The sequence below is a fragment of the Rheinheimera sp. genome, assembly GCF_030824435.1.
Lineage (GTDB): Bacteria > Pseudomonadota > Gammaproteobacteria > Enterobacterales > Alteromonadaceae > Pararheinheimera.
Genome location: NZ_JAVBXS010000016.1, coordinates 141,457 through 152,939 on the forward strand (window position 1 = coordinate 141,457; position 11,483 = coordinate 152,939).

Consider the following 11,483-nt stretch of genomic DNA (forward strand, 5'->3'; position numbering starts at 1 on the left):
TGCAGCGCGGTGGACACCCGATTAGTATGCAGAGGATCCGGCAGCAATGGCAAAAGGTTTCCTGCCCTTTACGACCAAAGTTGCAGTAAAACCACAACTTAACTTCAGTGTACGCCAAAAAAAACCAGCTGACAGGATAAACACTATCACCACAACAAAAGGTTTTTTGGTAACACGACCGCCAGATAAAACAATAAAGATTGCCTCGCTGAAAATTTATGCTATAAATGAAAGCGCTTTCAGATGATTAAAAAGAACAAAAACAACCTGCGCAACAATCGCTAAAACGCCAAGAGTGCTTTGAGAATAGTCGCAGACAACAACAAAAAACATTAGAAAATAAACCTGCTAAAACAAGGATTTGACCTGATGACGCCATATTCCATTTCTGCCAGGCGACCGCTACCGGCCTTTGGCAGCCTGCTTTTGCTGGCACTTTGCGGTTGTCAGCCAGCAACCACAACTACCGCAACCGCCGATAGTCAGCCAGGCCAGACCCCGGCAGCAAGCACAACACAACAAACAGGCGGCGACATCAGTTTATGGCCAGCAATGCAACCGGCCATCCCGGCCAAGGCTGAACTGGAAGCCCGGCTGGAGAAAATTTTAAGCGCCATGACGCTTGAGCAAAAAATTGCCCAGATGATCCAGCCTGAGATCCGCGACATCACTGTTGCCGATATGCGCAAATACGGCTTTGGCTCTTATCTCAATGGCGGCGGCTCATTCCCGGATGGCAATAAACAGGCCACGCCACAAGACTGGATCAAACTGGCCGAAGCTATGTATCAGGCTTCCATTGATGCCTCTGAAGACGGCTCCACTATTCCTACCTTCTGGGGCACAGACGCTGTGCACGGCCACAATAATGTCATTGGTGCCACTTTATTCCCGCATAACATTGGTTTAGGTGCAGCACGCGATGAAAATTTGATTGAACAAATTGCCCACGCCACAGCCCGCGAAGTGATGGTGACCGGCATCGACTGGGTGTTTGCACCCACTGTTGCTGTGGTTCGGGACGACCGCTGGGGCAGAAGCTACGAAGGTTATTCGGAAGATCCGGAAATTGTACGTTCTTACGCCGGCGCTATAGTACGTGGTTTACAAGGCGCCACCACAGATGCAGATTTTCTCGGTAACGAAAGAGTCGTCAGCACAGTCAAACACTTTTTAGGGGATGGTGGTACCGAAGGTGGTATTGATCAGGGCGACAATATTGCCAGTGAAGCCGATTTAGTACGGCTGCACGCTCAGGGTTATGTTGGTGGTCTTGCCGCCGGCGCCCAAACTGTGATGGCGTCTTTTAACAGCTGGCATGGCGTGAAAAACCACGGCAACCCATATCTGTTAACCGATGTGCTGAAAACCAAAATGGGGTTTGATGGTTTAGTGGTGGGTGACTGGAATGGTCATGGCCAAATTCCGGGTTGCAGCAACGAAAATTGTGCACAAGCCGCCAAAGCAGGTTTAGACGTGTATATGGTGCCCACAGCCGCCTGGAAACCTTTGTATGAAAACCTGATAGCCCAGACCAAAGCAGGTGAAATTCCACAAAGCCGCATTGATGACGCAGTGCGGCGTATTTTGCGGGTAAAACTGCGTGCCGGCCTGTTTGATAAACCAAGCCCGGCCAACCGGCCTTTGTCCGGTAAAACCGAACTGATTGGCTCAGCTGAGCACAGGGCTATTGCCGCACAAGCAGTGCAAAAATCGCTGGTACTACTGAAAAACAACAATATTTTGCCGCTAAGCCCAAAACAAAAAGTACTGGTAACAGGTATTGGTGCTGACAATATTGGTATGCAAAGTGGCGGCTGGACCATTACCTGGCAAGGCACCGGCAATCAGAATAGCGACTTCCCTGGCGGTAGCTCTATTTACTCCGGCATTCAACAACAGGTGCAAGCTGCAGGCGGTTCGGTTGAACTCAGCACTGACGGCAGTTACCAGCAAAAACCGGACGTGGCTATTGTGGTGTATGGTGAACAGCCTTACGCCGAAGGCAATGGTGATATCGACAATCTGGAATACCAGCGTGGCAATAAAACCGATTTAGCCATGCTTAAAAAACTCAAAGCCGATGGCATCAAAGTGGTGTCGTTGTTTATCAGCGGCCGGCCACTTTGGACGAACCCGGAAATCAACCAGTCTGATGCTTTTGTTGCTATCTGGCTACCAGGCAGCGAAGGTGCAGCCATAGCGCCGGTGTTGTTCCAAAGCGCCGACGGCAAGGTGCAACAGGATTTCCACGGCAAGCTGAGTTTTTCCTGGCCACAAAGCCCAAATCAGCACAAAGTGAACCGTGGTGATGACAATTACCAGCCACTTTACCCTTATGGTTATGGCCTGACTTATAAAGACAAAACTGATACTGCAGCTTCGGCGTTAAGTGAAGAAATTACCGATACAACTGCTAACTTACCGGCAATGGCCCTGTTTAACCGCGACGTAAAAGCACCATGGCAACTGGTGTTACAAAGTGGCAAACAAACAGCCCCTGTCAGCAGCAGCCAACAAACTTTAGGTGCTGTCAAAATCCGCAGTTTTGATTATCAGGTGCAGGAAGACGCCCGCGAGCTGGTGTTTAGCCCAGCTTCCGGCTCTGACAGCAGCCCTCAAAGCAGCGGTATTGCACTGATCAGCAATTTCCCGCGGGATCTACGCGCTTATCGTGAACAACCTTCTGTACTTAGCCTGACATTAAAACGCGACAGCGATATTCAGGGGGCAGTATCAGTTGCAATGGCCTGTGGTGGCGAAGGCTGCAGTGCAACTCAGGATATCAGCAAAGCGCTGACCGCTATGCCAGCAGGCAGCTGGCAACAACTGCATCTGAGCCTGGAATGTTTTGCCAAACAAGGGGTGGATTTTGCACAGGTGAGTAATGTCTTTAGCTTACAAAGCACAGGCGCGCTGACACTGAGTTTCCACCAGCTGCACATTCAGCCGGTGGCTAAACTGGGTGCTGGTGCTGTGGTATTGGGCTGTGAGTAGGCTCTGGGTGCCCGGAGCGTTTGGCATGGCGCTTTGATTAAAAAACGACGCTTTTTAGCGTCATTTTTTTGAGCCAATACTTTGGCATTAAGTAGTTTTTGATGCCTGCGGTATGAAGCGGATGCGGGGTTGAGGTCGCCTACCGGCAGTTTAGGTTTATTTTATGCCTGCGGCATAGCGCGAATGCGGGGCTTGCTGCAACCCTGCGGGCGGGTTTCTATAACCTACTGGTAGTATTGATTTATTTTATGCCTGCGGCATGGCGCGTATGCCGGGTCTCGCCCCGGCGGGCGAGTCTCTTTCTTTGCTGACAAAGAAAGAGACGCAAAGAAATCACCCCGAGATCGCTCGAAAGCCCGCTGTTTTGACACAATTTTGAGGCGCCGCCAAAACTCGGCGAGCGCTAGCGTCGCTCGCCTCAAACAGTTGGCGTCTTAAAACCTCAAAATCGGTCAAAACAACGGCTCGCTTGACGGGGCCAACAGCGCAGGTGTTGTGATTTGGTTATTTCTGGTTTGTGCCAATAGCGGACATTTAATGGAAACTTAGAACCTTTGCCAAAATCCCTTGACTCTCACGCTACGTTATACTGCAACCTGCCAATCGTTGAAGTTAAAAAGTGTGCAACGTGAACGAGATAAAATTCTATCAGATTAAAGAGTTAAGTAAGCTAGCCGATGTGAGTGTGCGAACACTGCATCATTATGATGACATCGGTTTATTAAAAGCAAAGCGAAATCATCTCAATGGGTATCGTTACTACACCTTGGATGATGCTGTGCGTCTTCAGCAAATCGTTTTCTACCGAAAACTTGACCTTTCTCTGGAAGAAATCAAACGTATCACCACAGCTTCGTGCTCCCTTATTGAAATGCTCAAGGGGCAGCATGCTCTTTTACTTCAACGCCAAAAAGAAACTCAATCAATTATTGAAAATTTGGAGATGGCAATGAGTACATTACGTGGTGAGCAAAATTTGGATGTTTTATTTGGTTCAATACCGAAAGACAAGGCCGAGCAATGGAAAAAAGAGCTGGTCAACACACAAGGTGGGACTTCAATACTTCAGGCATTCGCAGGATTCTCTGAATCTGACATGAGAACGAAAGAAGCGATCTCAGATGATTGGTGTAAGCGTTATGTTGCTGTTCTGGCAAACCCGATTGAAGATGAATCGGTGCAGCAATTAGTTGGCGAGGCTTACCTAATCTCAAACCAAGCGATTTCAGAGATTAATCCTGAGCTTGCCGATAAATTTTTAGACTGTGAGGGTTATAGAAGTTTCACTGAGTTAAGTAAGGCAAATAGTGTTTTTGAAGATATGTATGAACACTATGCCAAAGGTTTTGCTGAACATTTGTATAGGGCAACGATCTATTTCTGTGACAACCAATTGAAAACCAATGCCCAATTTTGGCTAGCACAAATACATTAGATAAACATTTAGATCTGATATGCCGCTCTCATTGAACGCAGAGCGGCTGCATTTCTCGACACCACGCCTTTCATCTTTTGGATGGTTTACAGTCTGCTTTTCGCTCAAAACAGAAATTTCCAAGCTGTCCCGCTCTTGGCCCCGTCAAGCGAGCCGTTGTTTTGGCCGGTTTTGAGGTTTTAAGACGCCAACTGTTTGAGCGGGGTGACGCTAGCACCCCGCGAGTTTTGGCGGCGCCTCAAAATTGGTCAAAACAGCGGGCTTTCGAGCGATCTCGGGGTCGTTTTTTGCGTCACTTTTTGTCGACACAAAAAGTGACTCGCCTGCGGGGGCGAGACCCCGCTTCTATAGCGCCATCAGCTGCAAGCTGAAAATAAAACAATGCAATAGCTGCAAGCGCAGAAAAACAGCATACGCGCCATGCCGCAGGGCATCAGGCAAAACGCCAAAGTGCCATCAGCTGCAAGCTGAGCTAAAGCATTCAGCCTTTAACAGCCGCTGCCGACTCCCTCACCACCAGCTCTGGCACAAATACATTATTCACTTCCACACTGTTGTCTTTATAGAGGTTTTTTAAAAGCCATAAAGCCGCCATTTTGCCCATTTCGTGAATGGGGTTATTGACTGTGGTGAGTTTGGGGGAGATATAACGGGCAAAAGGGATGTTGTCGTAACCGACAAATGATAAATCGCCTGGTACTTTTAAACCGCGGTCTAAACAGACCGAAATAGCGCCAGATACCATCTGGTCGTTGGCGCAGACCACGGCGCTGAACGGCAGGCCTGTGGCGAACAGTTGTTCCATACCGGCAACACCACCGTCTTCTTTATAGTCACCTTCCACACAAAGGCGGGAGTCGAAGCTCTGGCCAAATTCGGCCAAAGCTCTTTTGTGGCCTTCAAGGCGTTCCAGCGCGTCGTGTTTACGTTTAGGGCCTGAAATATAAGCAATATTTTTATGGCCAAGCTGCAACATATGGCGGCAGGCTAAATAACCGCCCAGTTCGTTATCGAGGTAAATACAACGGTCACTGATTTGTTCTATGTATCTGTTAATGAGCACTATAGGTTTGTCACCCTGGCTGAGTTTAATCAGGTATTCGTCCGACACTGCTTCTACATCGAGGATCAGCGCGTCACAACCGCGGTCTTGCAGAAACTCAACACTGTCCATTTCCTGCGCCGCGTCGCTGTGGCCAACGGCAATAATCACATGTTTGTTTTTACTGCGTAGTGAAGCTTCAATTTCCGCCATCATGGGGCCGTAATAAGGGCCGTCCAGCTGCGACACCAACACGCCAACACTGTTAGAGCAGTTCGACGCCAGCGACTGGGCAAAAGTATTAGGCCTGTAACCCAGCTCGCTCATGGCATCCAGCACTTTTTGCCTGGTTTTTTCGCTGACATTGGTGTTGTTGTTCATCACCCGCGACACTGTTGCCAGCGATACGCCCGCCAATAACGACACGTCGTAAATTGTAGCCATAAGTCCTTTATTCACATGTGCTTAGGTTGGTTATGCCAATTAGCTTACCAGCTTTTAACCGGCAGCTCTTTTTAATTCCATGCTGATTTGTGCAATTTTTTTGTCGGTCAGAATATACCAGCGCATCACAATAGCCACCAGCAACGAGCCCAGCGCCGGATAAATACTAAAAGACAACAAAATGCCCTGGCGTGCGGTTTCGCTTTGGCTTTGGTCGGCCTGATAACCATAACCGGCCAGCAACCAGCCAGCAGCAGCGCCACCAATGGCTAAACCCAATTTGATAAAAAAGATAATGGATGAATACACCATACCCGTAGTGCGGATACCGGTTTTCCACTGGCCATAATCGACGGTGTCGGCCATTTTTGCCCACAAAAGTGGTGTGCCGGCGTTAAAAAAGAAGTTCCACAGTATAAAAAGTGCAAAAGCCAGCACAGTCTGATTTGGCGTCACAAAATAACTGGCCACACAAAGCGCTGCTGCCGTCAGCTGAATGCCGATATAAAGTTTTACTTTGCAAAACCTTTTGGCAAGCGGCTGCGCAACGATACAACCGGCAATACTGCCAATCATACCCAGGGTAATAAAGAGGCTGATGCTGCCCGGCAGCTCAAGGTAATATTTCACATAATAAATAGCCAAAGTGTTTCTGAGCACTGAGCCCGATAATAAAAACAAGGCAGCCACCGACAATACCCGCCACTGATCATTGGCCCACAAAGCTTTAAAACCGGCGCCAACAGTGCCTTGTTCGGCCTGTGGCTGCACCCGTTCTTTGGTGCCATAAAAACAGGCCAAAAACATCAACACGCCCATCACACTCATGGCCAGAATGGTCAGCTGATAACCTTTGGCTTTGTCACCCTGGCCAAAATAATCGACCAGCGGCAAAGTACAGGCCGACACCAACACACCACCAAGCATGGCAAACACAAACCTGTAACTCTGAATAGAAACCCGCTCGGCCGGATCGGCCGTTAACACCCCACCCAAAGCACAATAAGGAATATTAATGGCGGTATACACCAGCATCAGCAGGGTATAAGTAAAAAAGGCGTACCACATTTTGCCGGTTTCGGAAAAATCCGGAGTGGTAAAAGCCAGCACGCTAATCAGGCCAAAAGGCAAAGCAAACCACAATAAATAAGGCCGGAACTTGCCATGTTTACTTTGGGTGCGGTCGGCAAAAGCGCCCATTAAGGGGTCGGTAATAGCATCAATCACCCGTACCGCCAAAAACATGGTGCCGACAAAAGCCGGTGAAATACCAAAAATGTCGGTATAAAAAAAAGTGAGAAACAGCATCACTGTCTGAAACACTATATTGCTGGCGGTGTCGCCAAGCCCGTAAGCTATTTTTTCCCTGACGCTAACCATCTGCCTTCCCCTGTCTGTTTTTGTTGTTTTTTATAGTTATTTTATTGTTTGGTTTAGCAGGATTTGCGGCTTTGGATAAAATCGCGATAAGCCAAACCACTTTGTTTAATGGTGCGCTGCTGGCTCTGGTAGTCGACATACACAATACCAAAACGTTTTAAATAACCTTCAGCCCATTCAAAGTTGTCCATCAGGCTCCAGGCAAAATAACCATCGACCCGCACACCCTGACGTATGGCACTGTCAAGCGCCAGCAAATGTGCCTGATAATAACCAAGCCGATCCTCATCAACAACAACGCCGTTTTGCAGTTTGTCGTCCATGGCAGCGCCATTTTCAGTGATATACACAGGCGGCAGGCGATATTGCTGGTGCAAACTCAGCAGCAAATCGGTAAAAGCCTGAGGGTAAATTTCCCAGCCAATATCGGTTTTGGGTGCATCCACCATATCCACCGGCGCAAAACCGTTTTCGGCACAGGCCTGATACACAGTGCGGGTGTAAAAGTTCACGCCTAAAAAATCCAGCGGCTCGCTGATAATGGCAAAATCGCCGTCATGGATCACAGGTTTATCGCTGTCACTTAACAGAGCAAAACTTTTTGGATAAGCGCCATCCAGCACAGGTTTAATATACCACTGGTTAAAATAGTCATCGGCCAGTTGGGCAGCTGCCACATCAGCCGGGTCCTCAGTTTGGGCATAACAAGGGGTGAAGTTCAGCACCAGGCCGTTCAGGCTATTGGGGCTGTTTTTCTTTAAAACCTTCAGTGCCAGACCATGCGCCAACAACAAATGGTGCGCTGCCTGCCGGCCCCAGGCTTTTTGTTGTTTGCCAGGCGCATGAATACCCGCTTCATAACCTAAATAAGAGCTGCAAAACGGCTCATTTAAGGTGGCATAACTGTACACTCTGTCGCCCAAAGCTTGGCTGATTTTGTCGGCATAATCGGCAAATAAATAGGCCGTTTCGCGGTTTAACCAACCGCCTTTATCTTCTAAATGTTGGGGCAAATCCCAATGATAAAGCGTGACAAAAGCTTTAATATTCAGCGCCTTCAGCTCATCCAACAACTGAATATAAAAATCTACCCCTGCAGGGTTTAAGCTGCCATCTGCAAACATTACCCTTGGCCAGGAAATAGACAAACGATAAGCATCGACACCCAAAGATTGAATCAATTTGACATCATCACGCCAAAGGTTGACGTGGTCACAAGCCAGCAGGCCATCGGAGCCATCGCGGATTTTGCCGGGAGTGGCGCAAAAAGTGTCCCAGATACAAGGCAAACGACTGTCAGCACTGCCTTCAATCTGAAAAGAAGCTGTGGCAACACCAAAAATAAAATCTTTTTGGCACAGTCTGGAATCTTTGGGTATTTGTATATTTTTCATCTTTTTTCACTGTTTTTTGGCTGCATACGGCAGCTGTTTTGTTGTTTAGCGCCTTGTGAGCGCTTACATCATTCAGGCTTTTTTTATCTGGCCAGTGTGCCGCTGTTATCTGCGGCAAACTGACCTGCAAGCACTTGGTGCCTGTGTTAAATCGTTTGTTTTTTACTTTGCAGCGAACTTCGCCGGGCGAGGTACAAATTCAATAAAAATATTGGCGGTAAGTCTGCCGCTGCTGGCGTCACTACTGATATCAAGTTCAGGTTTTACCAAACTGGAATGCAGCAAATTACCGGGATAAATCACCAGCCGGTTTTGCCGGTAAGGCACCGCCTGATACAGCTGATAGTGGCCGTCGGTGCCGTCACAATAAGCGGCAGCTGGCACACCCTGTTTATCCAGATATTGCTGGGCACTGGCAAAATAATGCTGCTGATTAGCGGCATCAATACGTTCATAGCCTGTTGGCAGATGGCGGAAAAAACCGGTGCCACCGTGCGGCTCAGGCGCCAGATAATGCAGCAGCGCAAAATAATAGTTCGATGGCGTGTCAAAATGCGGCAAACGCTGTAACGGCAACAAGGTTTCAGGCTTTTGATTTATCAGCGAAAAATAAATATCTTTTGGCGTTAACCGCAAATTGGCAGCCAACTGATACTGCTGATACAACAACGGATACAGCGCATCCAGCACCGCCTTTACATAAGTTCGGGGCAACAAAGCGCGCACACCTGGGTAATAAGAATCACGGTCTTGCTGAAAATTCTGCACCGCAGCATACGCCAACAGTTGTGGCAGATTTTCAACCAGATCATCAATCACAATCAGCGGCGTTTGCTGCTGTCCAAGCAGCACCAGTTCGGGTTTGAGCCTGGGATTGATCCGTACTCCTGGTTCAACAAGCGGTGGTTCAGCAAGTGGAGCTTCAACAAGTGCTCGTTCAGCAAGCGGCGACTCAACAGCTGCCGGTCTGGCTGCTGCGTCTGTGCTTGTCTGTTGCCAAAAGCTTTGTTGCATTATCACCTCAGCCAATATTTGCTTTGCAATAATGGTTAATAAAATCAATGTGTTTTGGGTAGTTCATTACGGTCTTTTTCACCTGACTCTGAATCGTCAGCAAAAAGTCCGCCAGCTCACCATCCGGCATTAAATCAACAATAGGATGATGTTGGGCTGGTGTTAAACCCTGGCCTAACATCACCTGGATCCAGCTGCTTTCGCCAAACAGCTCCTGCGCAAATTTATAGACTTTGCCGGATTGACGGAACAATGCCATGCGGTGCTCCAGCGACTCCGGCACCGCCATATCACGGCAATAACGCCAGAATTTACTGTCATCACGCTCTGTGGCTTTGTAATGCAAAATAATAAAGTCGCGGATATTGTTCATTTCAATGCGGGTCTGGTTGTTAAACTCCGCCACATCAGCGCTTAAAATGCCGTTGGATGGGAACATCTGCATCAGGCGGATAATGCTGCGCTGAATTAAATGAATGCTGGTGGATTCCAATGGTTCTAAAAAACCACTGGAAAGGCCAATGGCCACACAGTTTTTGTTCCAGTGCACACGGCGGGTGCCGGTACGGAATTTTATCACTCTGGGCTCTATCAGCCGCTCACCTTCAATATTGCGAAGCAATAACGCTTTGGCGTCTTCGTCGGATAAAAACTTGCTGCAAAACACCAAACCATTGCCCACCCTGCTTTGCAATGGAATACGCCATTGCCAACCCGACTCATGCGCAATAGCTCTGGTATAAGGCACAGGCTCGGCCACTGTTTTGGTTTGCACCGCTATGGCGCTATCGCATGGCAACCAGTGGCTCCAGTCTTCAAAACCGGTATTCAGGGTTTGTTCTATCAACAGCGCCCGAAAGCCGGTGCAGTCGATAAATAAATCACCTTCAACACTTTGCCCAGAGGCCAGGGTTAAAGCGCTGATATCGCCACTTTGGTCTTGTTCTACCTGCGCAATTTTACCTTCAACCCGGCGCACGCCATGTTGCTGCGCCAATTCACGTAAAAAACGGCCGTATAAAGTCGCATCCAGATGATAAGCGTGATTTAAATCCTGATTTGGCAATACGGCAAAACGCCCTTCCCGCGCCGCTAAATGCTCAACACAATAATCGCCAATCTGACTGGCCACGCCTTGAGTTTTGCCTTTAAGCCAAAAATGCTGAAAACCACAGGCCCAGCAGTCTTTGCCTAAAAAACCAAAAGAGTGGATATAACTTTCATTTTTCACCCGCCAGTTTTCAAACTGTATACCCAGTTTAAAAGTGGCATTGGTGGCGGCCATCACGTCCTGCTCACGCAGCCCGAGCAGCCGGTGAAAAATATGCAAAGTAGGAATAGTGGCTTCACCCACCCCAACAGTGCCGATGTCATCAGACTCCACCAAAGTGATGTCGAGCCCTTTGCCAAGCAACTTACCAAGGGCAGCAGCAGTCATCCAGCCGGCGGTCCCGCCCCCTGCTATCACCACTTTTTTAATAGCTTTTGGTTGTTGCATGCTGCTGTGCTGGTTAGAAGTTGTCATACAAAAATGTCCTTTGGTCTGTTGATTGGCGTTGGCCTTTTATTCTGGTTTTTATTGGCTAACGTTTCAGTTTGTTCTGTAAATCTGCCCGCAATTGCCTTGTTGTTATTTCCGGCAATGGCAGTTGCAACAGCCCAAGAGCAGCCTCTGGCAAATCCGGTGGGTTTTGTTCGTCATGGCCAAAAATATAATGATTAAAAATGGCCTGCCAGGCGCTGCGTTGTGCTTTGGGTAAAGATCGCAGGCTTAACA

Annotated in this window: 8 protein-coding genes and 1 pseudogene; 3 read left to right on the top strand and 6 right to left on the bottom strand. The window is 48.3% G+C overall.

Annotated elements, in window-relative coordinates:
• The first annotated feature begins 46 nt into the window (after positions 1-46).
• From RCH83_RS02970 to RCH83_RS02980, 3 genes are all read left to right on the top strand, one after another.
• The gene (locus RCH83_RS02970) at positions 47-247 is read left to right on the top strand and encodes a hypothetical protein (protein ID WP_306518879.1); all 201 of its coding nucleotides are present in this window, start codon (positions 47-49) and stop codon (positions 245-247) included.
• Positions 248-369: 122 nt separating this feature from the next.
• On the top strand, positions 370-2,997 hold the full coding sequence (locus tag RCH83_RS02975; protein WP_306518881.1) for an exo 1,3/1,4-beta-D-glucan glucohydrolase: 2,628 nt from the start codon (positions 370-372) through the stop codon (positions 2,995-2,997).
• Between the two features lie 628 nt (positions 2,998-3,625).
• A complete protein-coding gene (locus tag RCH83_RS02980) occupies positions 3,626-4,432 on the top strand; it encodes a MerR family transcriptional regulator (RefSeq protein ID WP_306518883.1) in 807 nt (268 codons plus the stop codon).
• A gap of 481 nt (positions 4,433-4,913) precedes the next feature.
• On the opposite strand, the gene RCH83_RS02985 is transcribed toward RCH83_RS02980, so the two are convergent.
• The 6 genes and pseudogenes from RCH83_RS02985 to RCH83_RS03010 form a co-directional block, all read right to left on the bottom strand.
• Positions 4,914-5,918: a LacI family DNA-binding transcriptional regulator gene (locus RCH83_RS02985; RefSeq protein WP_306518885.1), complete on the bottom strand. Its 1,005-nt coding sequence runs from the start codon at positions 5,916-5,918 to the stop codon at positions 4,914-4,916.
• Positions 5,919-5,972: 54 nt separating this feature from the next.
• Positions 5,973-7,298, bottom strand: a complete 1,326-nt coding sequence (locus tag RCH83_RS02990; RefSeq protein ID WP_306518887.1) for a glycoside-pentoside-hexuronide (GPH):cation symporter — start codon at positions 7,296-7,298, stop codon at positions 5,973-5,975.
• Positions 7,299-7,351: 53 nt separating this feature from the next.
• Positions 7,352-8,692: a GH1 family beta-glucosidase gene (locus RCH83_RS02995; protein ID WP_306518889.1), complete on the bottom strand. Its 1,341-nt coding sequence runs from the start codon at positions 8,690-8,692 to the stop codon at positions 7,352-7,354.
• A 162-nt stretch (positions 8,693-8,854) separates the two neighbouring features.
• Complete coding sequence (locus tag RCH83_RS03000) at positions 8,855-9,706, bottom strand: DUF6445 family protein (RefSeq protein WP_306518891.1); 852 nt, start codon at positions 9,704-9,706, stop codon at positions 8,855-8,857.
• 7 nt (positions 9,707-9,713) lie between these two features.
• Positions 9,714-11,231, bottom strand: a complete 1,518-nt coding sequence (locus RCH83_RS03005; protein ID WP_306518893.1) for a tryptophan halogenase family protein — start codon at positions 11,229-11,231, stop codon at positions 9,714-9,716.
• 58 nt (positions 11,232-11,289) lie between these two features.
• Positions 11,290-11,483: pseudogene (locus tag RCH83_RS03010) on the bottom strand (cupin-like domain-containing protein); the annotation flags it as partial.

Bases quoted from the DNA above. Each gene is read 5' to 3' on its own strand.
- RCH83_RS03000 (WP_306518891.1), bottom strand. From the start codon at position 9,706: ATGCAACAAAGCTTTTGGCAACAGACAAGCACAGACGCAGCAGCCAGA.
- RCH83_RS02970 (WP_306518879.1), top strand. From the start codon at position 47: ATGGCAAAAGGTTTCCTGCCCTTTACGACCAAAGTTGCAGTAAAACCA.
- RCH83_RS02995 (WP_306518889.1), bottom strand. From the start codon at position 8,692: ATGAAAAATATACAAATACCCAAAGATTCCAGACTGTGCCAAAAAGAT.
- RCH83_RS02975 (WP_306518881.1), top strand. From the start codon at position 370: ATGACGCCATATTCCATTTCTGCCAGGCGACCGCTACCGGCCTTTGGC.
- RCH83_RS02990 (WP_306518887.1), bottom strand. From the start codon at position 7,298: ATGGTTAGCGTCAGGGAAAAAATAGCTTACGGGCTTGGCGACACCGCC.
- RCH83_RS02985 (WP_306518885.1), bottom strand. From the start codon at position 5,918: ATGGCTACAATTTACGACGTGTCGTTATTGGCGGGCGTATCGCTGGCA.
- RCH83_RS03005 (WP_306518893.1), bottom strand. From the start codon at position 11,231: ATGACAACTTCTAACCAGCACAGCAGCATGCAACAACCAAAAGCTATT.